We start from the raw sequence: 19028 nt of genomic DNA, 5'->3' as shown, positions 1-19028 counted from the left end.
GGGGACGGGATCGTGCTTGGGCCGGACGGGGGCGAGCCGGGGGACGTTCGGCCCACCGGCTCGCCGCGCGGCTTCAGCGCCCTTGGTGCTTGGCCCGGTCCTGGGCCTGGGTGGCGATGACCGCGGCCTGGATGCGCCGCTCCACGCCGAGCTTGGCCAGCAGCCGGCTGATGTGGTTCTTCACCGTCTTCTCCGCGAGGAAGAGCTGCTGGCCGATCTGGCGGTTGGTCAGTCCCTCACCGATCAGGGCCAGGATCTCCCGCTCCCGGTCCGTCAGACCGGGGAGGGCGTCGGGCTCGGGTTCCGGCTCCTGGCCCTGGCGCAGCCGGGCCATCAGTTTGGCGGTGGCGCTGGGGTCGAGCAGGGACTGGCCGGCGGCGACCGTGCGGACGGCCGAGACGAGGTCCGAGCCCTTGATCTGTTTCAGTACGTAGCCGGACGCCCCCGCCATGATCGAGTCCAGCAGGGCTTCCTCGTCGTCGAACGAGGTCAGCATCAGGCAGGCCAGCTCCGGCATCTGCGAGCGCAGCTCCCGGCACACGGTCACGCCGTCGCCGTCGGGCAGGCGGACGTCGAGCACCGCCACCTGCGGGCGCAGCGCGGGCACGCGGATCAGGGCCTGCTCGACAGTGGCGGCCTCGCCGACGACGGTGATGTCCGGCTCGTCGTTCAGCAGGTCGTGCACCCCGCGCCGTACCACCTCGTGGTCATCCAGCAGGAAGACCCGGATCGGGTTGTCGGGGCTGGGCTGCGCGCCGTCCGCCATGGGATGCTCCTTGTTCTGCGCTGTCCGAATCCTGCGCCGGGCTGTCGCCCACAGGGTGTAACCGGTCCTTGCCTATGGCAGATCCTGCGCGATCCGGGGCCAAAGGGCCAGGGCCGGTCGGCCCTACTGACCTCCCCCTCCCGCCTTCCGGGGACCGTGCCACGGTCGTGCGCGTGGTCGGCCCGGGGCACGCCTCCGACGTCGCACCGACCGCCGGGAGGCTGGGGCGCGGTGTGGTGGTCGGCGACGTCGTGCGCTGTCCCGCGTTCCCGGCCCGCGCTGCCGTGCTCGATGGGGTCGGATCCGCAGGATGCAGCCCGCGTCGGCGTGCTCTGCCCGGCTCAAGAGGGCCGTCTCCGAGGTGCTCGGGGCCGATCGGCCCGCTCGCCGAGGACGTCCAGGACCTGCCGTCCATGCGGGGACGGAGTCGACGCCGCATTCGCACCGCACCGCACAGTCGGCCCTTGAGGAGCATGTGATGAAGGCAGCAGTCGTCCGGTCCTTCGGCCAGCCGCTGGTGATCGAGGAACGGCCGGATCCGGAGCCCGGCCCCGGCCGCCAGGTCCGCATCCGCGTGGAGGCGTCCGGGCTGTGCCGAGACCCGGCCCCCGCACACCGTCAACGACTCCATCGCCGAAGTCCTCGACGGACAGATCAAGGCCCGCATCGTCTTCGAGATGTGACCCGCTCCCACGAGCCGCCGGCCGGGTTCAGCGCCCGCGGGAAGACCCGGCCCCGGCAGCACTCTCAGGGCGGATCGTCCGCGGCGAGCGGACCGGTCACCGCGGACGGTGGCCAACAGGCCGTGTCCGTGCGGGGCCGGCAGCAACTTCACCTCGGGGGCTCCAGCCCCGGCGGAGGGCGGCGAGGCGGAGGTCGAACGCTCTTCTCGGACAGGGCCGACGGCTTCTGTCATCGGCGGGTGTGACAGGGGCGGAGGGGCCGTCGGGACGACAACGGCGTGCCGGGCCGGCTCTGGGAGGGCTCCCCGAGAAGCGGGCCGGGGTCCAAGCCGCCTCCGTGTGTGTCACCTTGTTTCAGTCTTCCGAGCGGGTGTTCGCGCTGTCCCTGCCATGGCGGTGTTGGCGGGTGGACCAGGCGCTGGCGTCCTGGCTGTAGCGGATCAGGAATTGGGCGAATTGGGTGCGGTCGGTCGGATCCCATGCCGCGGTGATGTGCTCGAAGGTCTCGCGTTGTTCGGAGGCGAAGCGATGGCGCTCGGCCTCGCCGGCGTCCGTGAGTTCCACAACGGTGCGCCGTCCGTCCGCTTGGGATGCGGTCCGCCGCATCAGCCCGTCAGCGATGCAGGCGGCGATGGTGCGGCTGGCGACGGGCTGGGTGACGCCCATCTCGGCGGCGATTCCGCCGACCGTCATCTCTCCGGGTGCGTCCGCGACCACGTTCAGGACAAGGTTGCGGGTGAGATCTCCGCGTCCGCCGGAGGTACGCCGCCGCAGCCGTGACAGTGCAGGTCCGACCAGGTCGAGAAGGGTTCTGTCGGTTCCTGGGTCCGGCGGGGAGCTGCTCATGCGGTCATTCTAGAGAGCTCTGGTCGAGATGCATACGTATCCCTGTCGGCATATCCATAGCACTAGGTATATATTGAGAAGGGGGCCGTACTCCAGGATTGAGGCAAGCCATGTCCGTGACCGCTATCACCGGTGCCCGGGTCTTCGACGGTGAGAAGACCCGAGGTGCCCTCACTGTGCTCGTCGACTCCGGGCGGATCGCCCGCATAGGCGGCGACGTCCCCGAAGGGGCGGAGATCGTCGACGGCAGCGGGGCCACGCTGCTGCCGGGCCTGATCGATGCCCACGTCCACACCGGCCGGGACGCACTGGCGCTGGCGCTGCGGTTCGGGGTGACCACCGAGCTGGAGATGCAGGGCACCAACACGGCGGACAACCGCGCGCACATCAGCGGCGATGACACCGTCGCCGACGTGCGCTCCTCCGGTTTCGGCATCACCCCGCCGGGCGGCCACCCCAGCGAGCTGTTCCCCGAAGGCTTCCGCCCCGGCCCGCCCGCAGGCGCCGAGCCCACCGGAGCGCCCCCGCTCATGCCGTTCTCCACCACCCCCGAGGAAGCGGTCGCGTTCATCCCGCAGCTGATAGACCGCGGCTCGGACTACATCAAGTTCATGGTCGACGACGGCAGTGTCGAGGGGCATCCGGGCCTGCCGATGCTCGACCAGGCCACCTTGAACGCCGGGGTGGCCGAGGCCAAGCGGCGCGGCATGCTCACCATCGCCCACACTCTGACCGTGGACGCCACCCGCATGGCCATCGAGGCCGGTATCGACGGTCTCGCCCACCTCTTCATGGACCAACCCCATACCGACGAAACCATCAATCTGATCAAGGACGCAGGGGTCTTCGTCGTGCCCTGCGTGGTTCTGAACGCCTCCATGATGGGCATCACCGGCAGCGAGCTCGCCGACGACCCGCGCGTCGCCGCACGCCTTGACGCCGACTGGGACAAGGCGCTGCGCTCCAGCTTCGGCCACTACCCACAGGGCAAGATCGAAGACGTCCTGGCCACCGTCAAGGCACTCAGCGACGCGGGTGTGGACCTGCTCGCGGGCACCGACGTTTCGTTTCCTCTGCCCTTTCTGGGCGGACTCGCCCATGGCGCCAGCGTCCACCACGAACTGCAATACCTGGTCCGCGCCGGCCTCACCCCCGCCCAGGCCCTGCGCACAGCCACCGCCACCACCGCCCGCCGCTTCAGCCTGGATGACCGCGGACGCATCGCCGAGGGCCTGCGGGCCGACCTGATCCTCGTCGACGGTGACCCGACCACCACCATCTCCGACACCCTCAACACCCGCGCCATCTGGCGCCGCGGGACTCGCTTGGCGGTCTGACAGGCGCCCCCTCACACCTTCTCGCCCCTTTCCCGTGGCCGTCGACCATCACGTCGGCGGCCACTGCCGCACTCTTGTGAGCCCCCGTTTCCCGTCGGTGGGGAGTCCGATCAGCTGAAACGGCCACGACAGAGGTCTTCATGTCCCACCGGCGCTGGGTGTGGCGACGGCTGCCGTCGCTGAGCACTCCGCTCTCGATGAGGGACGAGGCCTGCATCGGACCACGGCGCACCTTGTCGGGGACGCCCCCGCGCAGCCGTCGGTACGGTTCTCCGACCTGGCGACCGACGACCGGGTCAGCGCGATCGTGCGGTGGACCACGCCCAGCGGCACCTCCAGGTCCGGCACGGCGTCGGTGGCAGCGGGCAGCCGGGCGGGCTCTCCCGCCACGGTGTGGCTCGACGACGCGGGCCGCATCCATCCCGCCCCGCCCACCCCCGCTGAGGCCGGATCCCGGGCTGCCGCGTTCGGGGCGGCAGCCGGGGCCGGTGCGGGCGTGCTGGTGCTGGGTGCCTGGTGGGTCGCCCTGGTACGGCTGGAAGTGCGGCGCAGCGCGCGGTGGGACCGCGACTGGGCCGCGTTCAACTCGCACCGGGGCCACCGGCACGCGTGAAACCACCGGCCGGGTGAGCGGGCGCGCCTCTTCGTCGCCCGGTCGGCCAACATCGCGGCACGCCCGGGCAACCTTGGTGCCCGGGCGTGCACGCAGGCGCGCGTGTCCGTCCGGGCTGCTCCAGCTGAACCGGCCGGGTGACGGGCGGCCCCGGACGTCGCGGCACCGACACCTCCGGAGCCGCCCGTCCTTCGCATGCGGGCGGGGATCAGCCGGCCGCGGCGCGGTCTGCCCGTGCGTTGGTGCGGGCGGACGGTAACTCCGTGGTGGACGATCGCGCGTACCGGTACCGATCAGCCTTCGAAAGACGACTCCCCGATCCGGGCCCCTGCGGCAGAGGGTTTCAGCCGACGTGATGGCTGTTCCTGCCCGGCCCCGGCGGAGTCGGGGCCCGGCCGTCGTCGACGCCGCCCGTCAGGCTGTTGACGACGCCGACCACACCGTCGATCCGGTACGTCAGCTGGATTGCCAACGGAATGTCGCTGAGGCGCTCCAGGCGCCCTTCCAGCGTGACCATGCCGTCCCGAACCGAGGCGGTCACGGTGTCGGGCGGCAGGCGCATGGCGCGGGTGAACACCTCGGCGATGATTTCCCGGCGGATCTCCTCGTCGGTGCGCAGGAAGACGCGCAGCAGGTCCCGGCGGGTGGCGATGCCGATCAGCCGGTCCTCCTCGTCCACGACCGGGAGGCGTTCGACGCCGTGGCGTTCCATCACGCGCGCGGCGTCCGCCACGCGCTGTTCGGGGTGCACCGTGATGGCGGGGGATGTCATCAGGTCCTCCGCGGTGGTGGCCCGGGTGACGGCGGCCGCGCGGCGGGCGGAGCGTCGCAACGCCGGCACGCGGAACCGACGTACAGGACGGTCGGCGGACTGGGCCGCCTGGCGACGGATCAGGTCGGTCTCGGAGATCACGCCCAGGACCTTGTCGTCGTGGTCGACCACGGGCAGCCCGCTGATCCGGTGCCGGTCCAGCAGCTGTGCCAGATCCTTCAACGGCGTTTCCCGGCGGGCTTCGATGACCTCGCGGGTCATCACGTCACCAACGATGTGCGTCATCACGCCCACTTTCTTCGCTGTCCGTCGTCTCCCCGGCGGAGTGCGGCCGAGCGCTGCGCCGGATCGGCGTCGAGCCGCGTCGCTCCGCGATGGGCACCGGGCCGGAGCGCACGGGCTTGCTCGGCCGTACTGGTCGATGCCGTCGTGCCAGACCGTCCCGTGTGGCCGGCCCCTGGTGCTGTTTCCTTCAGCTTCCCTCCCCGACGGAGGTGGGGGCAGGGCCGAGCGTCCCTGGGCCGAGGACCGAACTGCCCCGGAACATCGAGGCCGATGGAAGGGAGTTCATCGCCCTGGCCGTGGACGGGACGGATCGGCGAAGGACTCACCAACCGCCGGATCGGCCGGCGGCTTTTCCTCGTGGAGAACACGGTCGAGAACCACATCTCCCGGTGCCGACCAAGCTCGGCGCGGAGCGCGGCATCCAGGCCGCGGTGATGGCTGCCCAGGCCCAGACCCAGACCCAGGCCCAGACCCAGACCCAGGCCCAGACCCAGGCCCAGGCCCAGACCCAGGCCCAGACCCAGGCCCAGGATCGGCTCCGGCGCGAAGGGAACCGACCGGTGCTCTTCGCGGGAGGCGGCTGGGCCGAACCTCCCCGATGCCGTCCCCATGCGGCCCCACATGACATGCTTCCGTGCTGTCACGCTGGGAGCGGACCCCGATCACCACCGGGCACCGATCGAAAGGACGACGGATGGAGGGCGTGCAGCCGGGCTCCGCCGATGAGCGCAGCCCCGCTTCCGCGGGCCGGAGCCGTCCCGGGAGCGCTGCTGTCCGCGTTCCCCACGAGCGGGTCCGGCTGGCACGGATGCGCACCTCGCAGGACCGTGTCGCCGACGCGATCACCTCGTTCGCGGGAACGATGCGGTTCGTCTACCTGCACGCTCTCTGGTTCATAGGTTGGATCGTGCTGAACGAGGGCCTGCTCGGGAAGGCAGCGATCTTCGACCCGTATCCCTACGGGCTGCTCACCATGATCGTCAGCTTGGAAGCGATTTTCCTGTCGACGTTCGTCATGGTCAGCCAGAACCGGCAGGCGGCACGCGAGAACGTACGCGCCGATCTGGACTTCGAGACCAACCTGCGCTCCGAGGTGTGGTCGGTTCACATAGGAAAGGCACTGGGCCTCGACCCTCAGCAGATCGAGCAGCACGTGCAGGAGATCATCGCGCAGAGCAAGGCAGAGATGGACTTCGAGCAGCGTGGGACGCCGGTCGACCCCCAAGACCTCTGAATCCCGCTCACCACCGGACCACGAGACCGGGGCAGCCCGGTGTCGTCCGGGGCCGCAGCACCACAGAAGGAGAAAGCACGTGGAGGCCATTGCGTACGGCGTCCTGGCGGATGAGGAACCGCTGCTGCACAGCGCATTCACACGTGAGTTCGCGGGCCGGCATGAACTGCGCTGTCTGGGACTTTTCCTCGACCGGGACACCGCCCCCACCGCGTCCGGGCACGAGATCGTGCTCACCAGCGTCAACGACACCCTCGACGCCGAGGTCCTGCGCGCCCTGGCCACGGGCGGCACGAAGATGATCGCCCAACGGGCCACCGGCTACAACAACATCGACCTGTCGACGGCCGGGCAACTCGGCCTGACGGTGGCCCGGGTGTCGTCCTACTCGCCCTACTCGGTCGCCGAGTTCGCCTGGGCGCTGGCGCTCGCCGTCGACCGGCGGATCGTGCGCGCCGCGCATCGCACACGGGAGTTCGACTTCCGGCTCGACGGGCTGATGGGCCGCGACCTGCACGGCCGGACGGCCGGTGTGGTGGGCACCGGCAAGATCGGGACCGCGTTCGCACGGATCGCCCACGGCTTCGGGATGCGGCTGCTGGGCTGGGACGTCGCCGAGAACCCGGACTGCCTGGCCCTGGGCATGCAGTACGTCGAACGGGAGCGGCTGTTCGCCGAGGCGGACCTGGTCAGCCTGCACGTGCCGTTGTTGCCGGACACCCACCACCTCGTCGACGCGCGTGCCCTGGGGCTGATGAAGGACGACGCGCTCCTGGTCAACTCCAGCCGCGGCGGCCTCGTGGACACCGGCGCCCTGCTGGAAACCCTGCGCGCGGGACGGCTCAGCGGCGTCGGCCTGGACGTGTACGAGGAGGAGGCCGGCGTGTTCTTCCTCGACAAGTCCCTGGAAGTGATGACCGACGAGCGCCTCGCGCGGCTGATGACCTTCAACAACGTCCTGGTCACCTCGCACCAGGCGTACTTCACCCGGGACGCCGTCGGCCAGATCGCCGAGACGACGGTGGCCAATGTCGCGGACTACGTCGCCGGCCGCAGCGGTGACAACACGCTCGTCCGGTCGCCCGCCGCTTGAGGCGCCGGACCCGTGCGTGCACGGCTCGGGCCGTTCGGAATCGGGGAGACTTCCGTACCCGACGCGGATGGCAACCCGACCACGGGCCCTGCGTCCGCACCCACCCCCGGCCTCGGGGCGCGGCGCGCCCTGAGAGCAGTCTGCTCACCTGCCCACGGTGCAGAGCCCGGTGGGCAGGCGTCTGGCCGTAGCCCAGCGTGCTCCCTCCGAAATCCCCCCGAGCCTGAGACCGAATGATCACTCCAGGTACCGGGGGCGTCGCGCAGACGCATGGGCGGCATTCGGGGTTTCGCACGCCCGGCAGGTCCCATGAGGCGGACACTGGGATGAGACGGCCAGGTGCGGGCTGACCGCCACAGCCGTGTGGCGTGTCCGCCTAGCGTCAGTGGAATACCTCGTCAGTGGGATCCACGTCCCGGCCGGCGCGCGCGAGGAGGATGTCATGGCATTGCGACAGCTCGATGAGAAGACGGTGACCACGCTGGTCGCCGAAGCCACCGCGGCGCCGTCCATGCACAACGCTCAGCCATGGCGCTTCCGCTTCCTGTCCGGTGAACGTCTCCTGCTGCTGTACGCCGACCTCGAGCGGGCCATGCCACGCTCCGATCACGGCAACCGGGCGCTGCACATCGGCTGCGGGGCGGCACTGTTCAACCTGCGCGTCTCCGCCGCGCACGCGGGCCTCACCCCCGACGTCCGGCTGCTGCCCGAGGCGCAGGACCCGCTCCTGCTCGCCGCCGTCCATCTGACCGGGCAGGCCGGGCGCGCGCCGGACGACGAGCTGGCCCGGCTGCATGCGGTGATCCGGCAGCGCCACACCAGCCGCCACCCCTTCGCGGAGAAGGACATCCCCGAGGACATCCGGACCACGCTGCAGGATGCCGCGGCACGCGAGTCGGCCGCTCTGCTCTTCCCCGGCCCCTGGCATGCCGAGACGGTGCTCGACCTGGTCCGCGACGCGGAGAGCCGCGATGTCACGGACTCCGGCGCCCGCGAGGACCTCGTCCGCTGGACCCGGCTCGGCCCGGAGGCGGACAGCGCCGTCGACGGTGTCCCCGAGTACGCCTTCGGGCCGCGCAAGTGGGACGGCAAGGCCCCGGTGCGGGACTTCGCCGGGCGCCGGCCGGTGGCCGACCGCGGCACCACCACCTTCGAGTACACCCCGCACCTGGCCCTGCTGAACACCCGCGGCGACGGACCCGCCGACTGGCTGCGGGCCGGGCAGGCACTGGAACGGGTGCTCCTGGAGGCAACCCTGGCCGACCTGGCCACCTCCCTGACCTCCCACGCGTTGGAGACCCCCGAGCTGCGCCTGCTGGTCCGCGATCCGGGATCGGGCGCGGGGCAGGTGCAGATGGTGCTGCGTCTCGGCTACGGCCCGCGGGGTCCGGCCACGCCCCGCCGCCCGGTCGCTGATGTTCTGGACATCGTGTAACGGCGAGACCGCTTCCGTCTGACCGGGCCTTGCGATCGCTGGCAGCTGTGAGAGCGCGACTGTGAGTGTTCGCTCAGCGGCACGGTGCAGTTGTGGGACGGTTTCCTCTTCGCGACGGGACGAGGGCGTTTGCGATCGGCGTCTTTCACGCACTTCCGGCACGGCGCGCGGGGACGCGATGAGGGACGTGCCGGCCCCACGTTGCTGTCGGTTGTCCTTGACGTGTTTGGCGCATCCGGTCGCCGGTGACCCGCACGGAAACCGGGCTCGACTCCGTGGCCCGTTCGGACCGAGAGGTGGCCGGGGCCCTGTTGCCGCCGACGCGTCCGTTGGTGGGGGCGTCCGCATCCACACGAGCCGATCGGCCTTAAAGAGAAGGCCATTCGGCCCTCGGCCCCGTACATGGATCAAGCCACGATGGTGAGCACCAATCCCCTTGCACACCCCATCTGCTGAGGAGACCCATGCTTTCGCCCGAGTCGGCCACCGTCGTCCGTGCCACCCTGCCCGCCGTCGGCGGAGCCCTGGACGAGATCACGGCGCGGTTCTACGACACGATGTTCGCCGAGCAACCAGAGCTGCTGGACGGGCTGTTCAACCGCGGCAACCAGGCCGGCGGACAACAGCGCCGTGCTCTGGCCGGGTCCATCGCAGGCTTCGCACAGGCACTGCTCGCCGACCCCGACGCCCGCCCGGACGCGCTGCTGTCGCGGATCGCCCACAAGCACGCCGCACTGGGTGTCACCGAGGACCAGTACACGATCGTCCACAAGTACCTGTTCGGGGCCATTGCCGACGTGCTCGGCGAGGCGGTCACGCCGGAGGTCGCCGCCGCCTGGGACGAGGTGTACTGGCTGATGGCCGGCGCGCTCATCGCCCGGGAGGCCCGCCTGTACCAGGAGGCCCAGGTCGATCCCCGCAATCCGTGGCGGCAGTGGACGGTCGTCGAGCGGCGGGAGGAAACCCCCGACATAGTGTCCTTCCTGCTGCGCCCGGCCGACGACGGCCCGATCCCTTCCGGCAGGGCCGGCCAGTACGTCAGCGTCCGCGTGAAGATGCCCGACGGCATACACCAGGTGCGCCAGTACAGCCTCTCCGGCGCCCCCGGCGACCAGCTGCGCCGTATCACCGTCAAACGGGTCGCGAGCGTGGCCGACGCCCCTGAGGGCGAGGTGTCCAACCAGCTGCACCGCACCGTCCGGGCCGGCGACCAACTCACCCTGTCCGCCCCGTTCGGCGACGTGGTCCTCGACGACGCCGACAGCCCGCTGCTGCTGGTCTCCGCCGGCATCGGCTGCACCCCGATGGTCGGCATGCTCGAACACCTCGGGGCGACCGGAGCCGCCCGCCCGGTCACGGTGCTGCACGCCGACCGCTCCCCGGCCGACCACGCCCTGCGCGCGGACACCCGCTGCCTCGTCGGCGGACTGCCCGACGCCCGGGCCGAGTTCTGGTACGAACAGGACGCCGCCGCCGAACCCGGCGCCCGCACCGGTCTGATGGACCTCGACGGACTGGACCTGCCCGCCGACGCCGACGTCTACCTGTGCGGCTCACTGCCCTTCATGCGCACGGTCCGGGCCCAACTCCTGCAGGCCGGCATCCCCGCCCGCCACATCCGTTACGAGGTCTTCGGCCCCGACCTGTGGCTGGCCCACGCGGAAGGCTGAGCACAGGCACCGCAGAAGGGTGGGGCGGGGCCGGTGCCGAACCGGTAGTCGCAGGCGCCCAGAACCGCGGCACCCCTGCCGATCAGGCAGGCCTTGGCGGCGCTGGGCCACCCGGAGCTGAACCGTTGCCTCCCTCGTGCTGGTCACGGCGATCCGGATGGTCGAGGTCGGCTCGCTCCGGGCCATGGCCAAGGCCACCCGTTCCGACGCGCTGATCCTCGTCCTCACCGGCGTCGCCACGCCCGCACTCGACCTCGTGTACGCCGTGATCATCGGCCACGAGAGCCAGAGCCTGGATTTCGACACCGCCTGTCACGCAGGGACGGCACCGCCCGGTGCCGGCGGAGAGGAGCTGGTGCTTGTCGGGGTCGTGCAACCGGGTGACGAGGCCGCCTCCTGGAGGCCCGCGCGGCTGTCGTCCGAACGACCGAACATCGGCAGACAGGACGACAGCCCGACGATCGAGACCGGGACGTGCTGGTGCATCTCCCAGCGGGCTCGCGTCAGCCTCAGCCGCCGCATAATCGCAGGCTGGCCACGCACCACATGCCGCTCGACACCGTCGAGTTCGTAACCGTGTTTCATGGATACGGTGAACGAGGAGGCGTTGTCCTCGAAGGCGCCCGACATCGCCTCGAGTGCGTTCAGGCCGACGAAGGCCAGGTGCAGCACTGCGGCACGCATCTCGGTACCGATCCCTTGCCGCTGGAACCGTGCCCCGAGCCAGGAGGCGGTGCTCACCTCCCGCAGCTTGGCAAAGTCCCGGGCTGCGAGGGTCTGCAAGCCGACGACCTGGTCATTTTCAAAGACAACGAGGTTCAGGGCCCAGTTCTCAGGTGACCAGTTCCCCCTGCGCAACCAGTGGTGCTGCACCACCGAGCGCGCCCGGTCCGCTGGAGGCAGATCGGTCCAGGGCACGAGGAAGGGCATGCGGTCCGGCTCGTGGATGCCTTCTGCCGCAAGCTCGCCCAACTCGGCAAGCTCATCCTCGCTGGGCATTCGCAGCTCCAGGCGCTGGGTACGCAGACGCAGTCCCACCAGGGGCCAGTGGTCAATCAGCATGCGTCATTGTCGAAGACGAGGGCAGCCGCGGTCATCTGATTTCCACGCCCGGGCAGACACGAGGTTCGACCTGTGAGTCACCGGGGCGGCGAGCGACGCACAAACCCAAGGGGTGTCACTTCCCGGATGACGTCTGGCTGTGACGGTCTCTTGAAGATCTCGACCGGCCCAGGGCCGGAGCACATATTGCTCATCATGCCGCCTTCTCACACAGCCTCGCGGAAACGGAAGCCGCCACCTCCGGTCATCGCCATGATCGCCTGGGTGGGGCTGTTCGCCCTCGTCCCTGGCATATTCGGGATCGTGGTTGCGATCGGCGCGGGCGAGCCGCGGGCACTGTTCGCGGTGCTCTTTGCTCTTTTCCCTGGCGCCACGGTCCTCGGCCTGTGGCAGGGCAACAGCGGGGCCCGGTTTGTGGCGACTGCTTTCTTTGGGGTGGTGCCCGGTCTCCTGCTCCTCGCCCTCCCCAGGTCGTCCCGCGCCTGGTTCAACCCCCTCTTCTACGACGACCTGGACGATCTGGACGATAAATGTGCAGAACCCTCATGACCCAACAGAACAGGCAACAACTCCGGTAGGTGCCGTCCAACTCGGCGGCCTGTCGGCGTACACGCTGATGTGCTCAGGCGCGTACGGATGAACGTGCTCAGGAAGGACGGCGCTCGCGCCTGCATGTCGTCGGCCCGTCGGTGCCCCCGGTTGCCGCGGCCGGGACAGCCGGTTGGGGTGCATGCGGTGCCCGGGACGGGAGGGCGGCTAGGTGCCGGGCCGCCCCCACGCGGAACCGGGGATCCGCGCGGGCCGGCGTCCGCATTCAGCTGGATTCGCGCACGACCAGCCGGCACGGCACGGTGTGCGCGCCCGGCCGGGGCTCGGTGTCGATGGCCCGCAACAGTTCCAGGGCCGCGATACGGCCGATCTCGGAGAGGTTCATGTCAATGGTGGTGAGGGGCGGGCGACTGGCCAGGGCCATGGTGTCCCAGTTGTCGTAGCCGACGACGGCCATGTCGCTCGGCACCGCCACCCCGCGCTCACGCAGGGCGTCCGTCACGCCCCGGGCGATCTGGTCGTTGCCGCAGAAGAACGCGTCCGTGTCCGGCGCTGTGCGCAGCACCGCCTCGGTGGCCCGGCGGCCCCACGCCTCGCTCCACTCGCCGTGATGGATTCGCCCGGTGGAGGGTTCCAGCGCGGCGGCCTGCAGTTGTTCCACGGCGTGCCGGGCCCGCTCGCGGGCGGCGGCGTGGTGCTGCGGGCCGGTGACGTGAGCGATCCGGGTACGTCCGGTGGCCACGAGATGCTCGACTGCCAGGCGTGCGCCGCCGCGGTCGTCGGTGACGACAGAGGTGTCGGTCGGGTTGGTGGAGGGGGACAGGGCGTAGACGACCGGGATGCCCTCCACGCCGGGCAGCGGCGGCCGGGGATCGGTGCGGCGGCCGGTGACGATGATGCCGTCCACCCGGCGGTCCATGAGGTTCTGCAGATGGTGCTGCTCCCGGATGGCGTCGCCCCGGGTGTCGCACAGCAGGACGGAGATCTTCCCCGCCCCGAGCGCGTCCTCGGCGCCCAGCAGCACCGGGGTACTGAAGCGGCCGATGCCGTCCGTGGTCATGAGGCCGACCGTCCAGCTGCGGCCGCTGTGCAGGCTCTGGGCGTGCTGGTTGGGACTGAATCCGAGCTGCGCGACCGCGTCCAGCACTCGTTGCCGGGTCTCGGGCCGCATGCGTCCGGCGCCGTTGAGCGCCTTGGACGCCGTTCCGACGCTGACGCCGGCGAGGGCGGCGACGTCGGCGAGCCGGGCCCGCCCGGCCGGAGGAGAGTCTGGAGCAGCAGGAGTCACGGGCAAACCTTTTCCTGGGTGAGTCAGACGCCCGACATCGTGACAGGTGCGGCGGCGTTGCGCCAGTCCGGGGAAAAGTTGAACAAACACCTGGCGCGACCCTTGACCTGTCAGGTGGTCTGCCCTCTACATTCTCGATGAGAAAACGATTGCTCAAATGGGTTCCAGATAGTCGGTCACCCGCCTTCGACGCTCCTCGTGCACGGGGAGCGGGCCTTGGCGAACGGCGCCCGTCACGGCCGTACGCCGGTCTTGTCCCGCCACTCACCACCGGAGAGCCATGCCCCGCACACGCTCCGCCCTGCCCGCGACGGGACCGGTCCGACTCGGCCCGGACAGCCGGGCCGCACTGCGCCCCGCCGCTGTCGGCATCGATACGGGGTTCTGGCAGGCTCGCCGTGCGAGCAACGCACATGTCTCCATCCCGCAGGGACCGGCACTGCTGGAGGCCGCCGGAAACCTGCACAACCTGAGGCTGGCGGCCGGCACGGCCGCGGGCGAGTTCCAGGGCGCCTATCCCTTCGTGGACACGGACGTCTACAAGTGGCTGGAGGCAGCCGCCTGGCAGCTCGCCCAGGCGCGGGGCGAAGACCTGGTCCCGGACGGGGACCCGGCCTCGGACGGAGACCTGGCCCCGGACGACGACCTCGCCGCCGAGGTCAGCCGGATCGTCGCCCTGGTCGCCGGCGCCCAGCAGCCCGACGGCTACCTCAACACCTGGTTCCAGCTGGTCAAGGGCGGCGAGCGCTACCAGGACCTGCGCTGGGGCCATGAGCTGTACTGCGCGGGCCACCTCATCCAGGCGGCAGTGGCCCACCACCGGGCCACCGGAAGTGGCGAACTCCTCGACGTGGCAAGGAAGTTCGCGGACCACATCGACTCCGTCTTCGGGCCGCCCGGCAGCGGCAAGCCCATCGACGGCATCGACGGCCACCCCGAGGTCGAGACCGCCCTGGTCGAGCTGTACCGGGAGACCGGCGAGCGCCGTTACCTCGACCTGGCCGCCTACTTCGTCGACCGCTACGGCCACGGGCTGCTCGGCGGTGCGGCCTACTGCCAGGACCGGGTCCCGCTGCGCGAGGCGACGAACGTCGAGGGTCACGCCGTACGACAGCTGTATCTGCTGGCCGCCGCAGCCGACCTGGCCACCGAGACCGGCGACGCCGAACTGCGCACCGCCGCCGAGCGGTTGTGGCGCGCCATGACCACCACCAAGACCCATCTCACCGGCGGCCTCGGCGCCCATCACGAGGAGGAGGACTTCGGCGACCCGTACGAACTGCCCAACGAACGCGCCTACTGCGAGACCTGTGCCGCCATCGCCTCGATCCAGTGGAGCTGGCGGATGGCCCTGCTCACCGGTGAGGCCCGCTACTCCGACCTGATCGAACGCACCCTGTTCAACGGCTTCCTGGCCGGGGTGTCGCTGGACGGCGAGCGCTGGCTGTACGTCAATCCGCTCCAGGTCCGCGACGGCCACACCGACCCCGGCGGGGACCAGTCGGCCCGCCGCACCCGCTGGTTCCGCTGCGCCTGCTGCCCGCCCAACGTCATGCGCCTTCTGGCGAGCCTGGAGCACTACCTGGCCAGCAGCGACGACAACGGCCTGCAGATCCACCAGTACGCCTCCGGGCGCTACGCGAGCGACCTGGCCGTCATCAGGGCCGAGACCGACTACCCCTGGCACGGCACGATCGCCCTCACCGTCGAGGAGACCCCGGCAGAGCCCTGGACGCTCTCCTTGCGTATCCCGCAGTGGTGCCGGGAGTTTCGGGTGCGGTGCGGGCAGGACACGTACGAGGCTCCCGTGGCCGACGGCTGGCTGCGCCTGGAGCGGACCTGGTCGCCCGGAGACCAGGTCGTCCTCGAACTCTCCCTGGAGCCGCGCCTCACCGCCGCCGACCCCCGCGTGGACGCCGTACGCGGCTGCGTGGCCATCGAACGCGGACCCCTCGTCTACTGCCTGGAAGGGGTCGACCACCCCGGCGGCGGCCTGGACGACATCGTGGTCGACACCACCCGCCCACTGGCCGTGAAGCACTGCCCGGACCTGCTCGGCGGCGTCACCACGGTGGTGGTGGCGGGCAGCCGGCGGCACGTCCCGGACGCGGGCTGGTGGCCGTACGCCCCAGTAGACGAGTCGCCCGATTCACTGCAACAGGACGGCGAACCCGTCGAGTTGACCGCCGTCCCCTACTACGCCTGGGCCAACCGCGAGGACGGCAGCATGCGCGTCTGGCTGCCCACCTCCTGAAGCCCCCTTGCCTTCCCCTCTTCCACGACAACGAGGTCACCCCGTGATACCCAACCGCCGCACGCTCCTGGCCGCGCTCGCCGCCGTCGGAACCCTCGCCTCCCTCACCGCCTGCTCAGGCGGCTCCGACGACGGGTCGGGCTCCACCGACGCGTCCGGAGGCACGTACACCTTCTGGGACCCGTACCCGCAGTTCGACGCCTCCTCCCCGTGGGGCAAGCTCGTCAGCGACTGCGGGACGAAGGCCGGGGTGAGCGTCAAGCGCACCGCGTACGACACCACCGACCTCGGCAACAAGGCGCTGCTCGCGTCCCAGCAGGGCAACGCGCCCGACGTGATGCTGGTGGACAACCCGGTCGTCTCCACGCTCGTCGAGGCGGGAATCCTCAACAAGACGAGCGACCTCGGCCTCGACACCAAGTCGATCCAGAAGAACATCATCGGCGCGGGCACCATCGACGACGCCTCCTACGGCGTCCCGATCGGCGCCAACACGCTCGCCCTCTACTACAACAAGAAGGTCCTGACGGCGGCGGGCGTCGACCCGGCCTCCATCAAGGACTGGAAGTCCCTCACCGCGGCCCTGCAGAAGGTCAAGGCGGCCGGCAAGAAGGGCATCACCTTCTCCGCGATCAACACGGAGGAGGGCAGCTTCCAGTTCCTGCCGTGGTTCTGGGGCGCGGGCGGCGATCTGACAAGGCTCGACTCCGACAAGGGAGTTGCCGCCCTCGCCTTGTGGAAGCAGTGGGTGGACGACGGACTGGCCCCCAAGGACGTCCTGCAGAACACGCAGACCACCAGCTGGCAGGAGTTCGCCACCGGCGACTACGCCTTCGGCGAGAACGGCACCTGGCAGCTCGGCAACGCCGACAAGGCCGGCTTCGACTACGGCGTCATCAACGTCCCCGCGCAGAACGGCGGTTCGGCGCCGGTGCCCACCGGTGGCGAGTTCGTCACCGTGCCCGTGCAGAAGGACAGCGCCCGTTACGACGTCACCAAGAAGATCGTCGAGTGTCTCACCAACGACACGAACCTGCTGGCCACGGACACGACCCTGACGTACATCGCCCCGACGGCCGCCGTGCAGGCCAAGCAGGTGGCGGCCAATCCGAAGCTCGAACCGTGGGTGAGCGCGGTCGCCGCGGCCCGCGGCCGCACCAGCGGCGGTCTGGGCTCGAAGTACCCGACCATCTCGCAGCCGATGTGGACCGCCGTCCAGTCGGCCCTCTCCGGCGGCAAGAGCCCCAAGGACGCCCTGGACACGGCCCAGTCGAGCGCCGAGAAGGGCTAGGACTCGCCATGGCCATCGCCCGAGTCGACCGCCCGCGGCGGGCCGGGGCCGTGTCGAAGGCGAGCGGTACGGGTGGCACCCACTCCCTGCCGCTCCGTCGGCAGCGGCGCCGGAGCCGGCTGACCGCCCTCGCCTTCGTCGCCCCGCTGCTCGTCTACCTCGCCGCGTTCTACGTCTACCCCCTCTACCGCAACCTCGACCTGAGCCTGCGCGACTACACCGTCCGGTCGTTCGTGTCGGGGGACGCGCCGTTCTCCGGCTGGGACAACTTCCAGAAGGTGCTCGACGACCCGACGTTCGGCCCGGCGATGCGCCACACCATGATCTTCACCTTCGTGTCGATCGCCTTCCAGTACGCCATCGGCCTCGGCCTCGCGGTCTTCTTCAACCGGCACTTCCGCCTGGCCCCGACCCTCCGCGCCCTGTTCCTCATCCCGTGGCTGCTGCCGCTGATCGTGTCGGCATCCTCGTGGTCGTGGATGCTCAACAGCGAGTCGGGCGTGGTGAACTACTTCCTCCACTTCTTCGGCGTGGACCCGGTGGGCTGGCTCACCTCGCCGGACTGGGCGCTCACCTCGGTGATCATCGCCAACATCTGGATCGGCATCCCGTTCAACCTGGTCATCCTCTACAGCGGGCTGCAGAACATCCCCGGCGAGCTGTACGAGGCCGCGTCCCTCGACGGGGCAAGTGCCTGGCAGCAGTTCCGCCGGATCACCTTCCCGCTGCTGCGGCCGGTGTCGGCGATCACCCTGCTCCTCGGACTCGTCTACACCCTCAAGGTGTTCGACCTGATCTGGATCATGACCAAGGGCGGACCCGGCGACGCCTCCTCCACCCTGGCGACCTGGTCGTACCAACTGGGCTTCGGCTCCTTGCTGCCCAAGTTCGGGCCGGGGGCGGCGGTCGGCAACATCCTCATCCTCATCGCCCTCGTGTTCGGCCTGCTGTACATCCGCGTCCAGTCCGGCCAGAGGAGGCAGGAGACGTGAAGCCCCTTACCGGCTCCCGCCGTTACACCCTCATCGGGCTCCTGCTGACGGCCCTGATGCTGTTCCCGGTGTACTGGATGCTCAACGTGTCCCTCACCCCGCAGCAGGACATGCGCAAAACCCCGCCCGACCTGTTCCCGCTGCACCCCACCTTCGAGGGCTACCGGGCCGTCCTCGACGATCAGATGCCCTACCTCGGCACCAGCCTGCTCATCGGCCTCGGCACCGTCGCCCTCACCCTCGTACTCGCCGCCCCGGCCGGCTACGCGCTGGCGAAACTCCGCCCGTTCGGCGGCGGCACGCTCGGCCTGGTGTTGCTGGTCGCCCAGATGATCCCCGGCATCGTCATGGCGATGGGCTTCTACGGCATCTTCCTCGATCTCGGGCTGCTCAACTCCTGGTGGGGCCTGATCGTCGCGGACTCCACCATCGCCGTGCCCTTCGGCGTCATGATCTTCACCGCCTTCATGTCGGGCATCCCCGGCGAGCTCATCGCCGCGTCCCGCATCGACGGCGCCGGGACCTTCCGCACCTTCTGGTCGATCGTCCTACCGGTGAGCCGCAACGCCCTGGTCACCGTCTCGCTCTTCAGCTTCCTGTGGGCCTGGTCCGACTTCGTCTTCGCCAACACCCTGGACGGCGGCGGCGACTGGAGGCCGATCACCCTCGGCATCTACAAGTACATCGGCAACAACAACCAGGAGTGGAACGCGATCATGGCCACCGCCGTCGTCGCGTCCGTCCCCGCAGCGGTCCTGCTGGTCCTCGCGCAGCGCTACGTGGCCGCGGGTGTGACCGCGGGCGCGGTGAAGGACTGAGCCGCGCACGACCTCCAACCCCATCCCCCTCCGTTTGAGG

At 70.2% G+C, this 19028-nt stretch carries 16 protein-coding genes and 2 pseudogenes; 13 read left to right on the top strand and 5 right to left on the bottom strand.

Going from position 1 to position 19028, the window contains the following annotated elements; genetic code table 11:
• Positions 1 to 73: 73 nt before the first annotated feature.
• Positions 74 to 766 (bottom strand): response regulator transcription factor, encoded by a 693-nt coding sequence (locus OG841_RS01255; RefSeq protein ID WP_328643232.1) that lies wholly within the window; start codon positions 764 to 766, stop codon positions 74 to 76.
• Positions 767 to 1244: 478 nt separating this feature from the next.
• Between OG841_RS01255 and OG841_RS01250 the strand changes: the two are divergent.
• Positions 1245 to 1385, top strand: a pseudogene (locus tag OG841_RS01250) (zinc-dependent alcohol dehydrogenase); the annotation flags it as partial.
• Between the two features lie 418 nt (positions 1386 to 1803).
• Here OG841_RS01250 and OG841_RS01245 read toward each other — a convergent pair.
• On the bottom strand, positions 1804 to 2295 hold the full coding sequence (locus OG841_RS01245; RefSeq protein WP_328643233.1) for a MarR family winged helix-turn-helix transcriptional regulator: 492 nt from the start codon (positions 2293 to 2295) through the stop codon (positions 1804 to 1806).
• Between the two features lie 110 nt (positions 2296 to 2405).
• Between OG841_RS01245 and OG841_RS01240 the strand changes: the two genes are divergently transcribed.
• A complete protein-coding gene (locus OG841_RS01240; RefSeq protein ID WP_371562661.1) occupies positions 2406 to 3632 on the top strand; it encodes an amidohydrolase family protein in 1227 nt (408 codons plus the stop codon).
• 160 nt (positions 3633 to 3792) lie between these two features.
• Positions 3793 to 4245: an Rv1733c family protein gene (locus OG841_RS01235; protein ID WP_365115790.1), complete on the top strand. Its 453-nt coding sequence runs from the start codon at positions 3793 to 3795 to the stop codon at positions 4243 to 4245.
• A gap of 343 nt (positions 4246 to 4588) precedes the next feature.
• Here OG841_RS01235 and OG841_RS01230 read toward each other — a convergent pair whose 3' ends face one another.
• Complete coding sequence (locus OG841_RS01230) at positions 4589 to 5302, bottom strand: CBS domain-containing protein (protein WP_328643236.1); 714 nt, start codon at positions 5300 to 5302, stop codon at positions 4589 to 4591.
• Between the two features lie 309 nt (positions 5303 to 5611).
• On the opposite strand from OG841_RS01230, the pseudogene OG841_RS01225 reads away from it, so the two are divergent.
• From OG841_RS01225 to OG841_RS01205, 5 genes and pseudogenes are all read left to right on the top strand, one after another.
• Positions 5612 to 5757, top strand: a pseudogene (locus OG841_RS01225) (LuxR C-terminal-related transcriptional regulator); the annotation flags it as partial.
• A 239-nt stretch (positions 5758 to 5996) separates the two neighbouring features.
• Entirely contained in the window at positions 5997 to 6536 is a 540-nt protein-coding gene (locus tag OG841_RS01220; protein WP_365115788.1) for a DUF1003 domain-containing protein, read from the top strand.
• Between the two features lie 79 nt (positions 6537 to 6615).
• A complete protein-coding gene (locus OG841_RS01215) occupies positions 6616 to 7629 on the top strand; it encodes a 2-hydroxyacid dehydrogenase (protein ID WP_365115786.1) in 1014 nt (337 codons plus the stop codon).
• 442 nt (positions 7630 to 8071) lie between these two features.
• On the top strand, positions 8072 to 9064 hold the full coding sequence (locus OG841_RS01210; RefSeq protein ID WP_365115784.1) for an Acg family FMN-binding oxidoreductase: 993 nt from the start codon (positions 8072 to 8074) through the stop codon (positions 9062 to 9064).
• 464 nt (positions 9065 to 9528) lie between these two features.
• Entirely contained in the window at positions 9529 to 10734 is a 1206-nt protein-coding gene (locus OG841_RS01205; RefSeq protein WP_365115782.1) for a globin domain-containing protein, read from the top strand.
• 312 nt (positions 10735 to 11046) lie between these two features.
• Here OG841_RS01205 and OG841_RS01200 read toward each other — a convergent pair whose 3' ends face one another.
• Positions 11047 to 11796 carry a GNAT family N-acetyltransferase gene (locus tag OG841_RS01200; protein WP_365115780.1) on the bottom strand — a complete coding sequence of 250 codons (750 nt, stop codon included), beginning with the start codon at positions 11794 to 11796 and terminating at the stop codon, positions 11047 to 11049.
• Between the two features lie 252 nt (positions 11797 to 12048).
• Between OG841_RS01200 and OG841_RS01195 the strand changes: the two genes are divergently transcribed.
• Positions 12049 to 12345, top strand: coding sequence for a hypothetical protein (locus tag OG841_RS01195; RefSeq protein WP_371562654.1), 297 nt, complete (start codon positions 12049 to 12051; stop codon positions 12343 to 12345).
• 265 nt (positions 12346 to 12610) lie between these two features.
• On the opposite strand, the gene OG841_RS01190 is transcribed toward OG841_RS01195, so the two are convergent.
• Entirely contained in the window at positions 12611 to 13633 is a 1023-nt protein-coding gene (locus OG841_RS01190; protein ID WP_328643243.1) for a LacI family DNA-binding transcriptional regulator, read from the bottom strand.
• 280 nt (positions 13634 to 13913) lie between these two features.
• On the opposite strand from OG841_RS01190, the gene OG841_RS01185 reads away from it, so the two are divergent.
• The 4 genes from OG841_RS01185 to OG841_RS01170 are packed head-to-tail and all read left to right on the top strand — an operon-like array spanning position 13914 to position 18988.
• A complete protein-coding gene (locus OG841_RS01185; protein ID WP_365115777.1) occupies positions 13914 to 15887 on the top strand; it encodes a glycoside hydrolase family 127 protein in 1974 nt (657 codons plus the stop codon).
• A gap of 43 nt (positions 15888 to 15930) precedes the next feature.
• Positions 15931 to 17178 (top strand): sugar ABC transporter substrate-binding protein, encoded by a 1248-nt coding sequence (locus OG841_RS01180; protein ID WP_328643245.1) that lies wholly within the window; start codon positions 15931 to 15933, stop codon positions 17176 to 17178.
• Positions 17179 to 17186: 8 nt separating this feature from the next.
• Positions 17187 to 18170 (top strand): carbohydrate ABC transporter permease, encoded by a 984-nt coding sequence (locus tag OG841_RS01175; protein ID WP_328643246.1) that lies wholly within the window; start codon positions 17187 to 17189, stop codon positions 18168 to 18170.
• Entirely contained in the window at positions 18167 to 18988 is an 822-nt protein-coding gene (locus OG841_RS01170) for a carbohydrate ABC transporter permease (protein WP_328643247.1), read from the top strand. The genes OG841_RS01175 and OG841_RS01170 overlap by 4 nt, the downstream gene beginning before the upstream one ends.
• Positions 18989 to 19028 lie beyond the last annotated feature (40 nt).

It is taken from the genome of Streptomyces canus (genome assembly GCF_041435015.1).
Lineage (GTDB): Bacteria > Actinomycetota > Actinomycetes > Streptomycetales > Streptomycetaceae > Streptomyces > Streptomyces canus_G.
The sequence above is the reverse complement of the archived record's forward strand: the minus strand, read 5'-3'. Positions and strand labels throughout refer to the sequence as shown.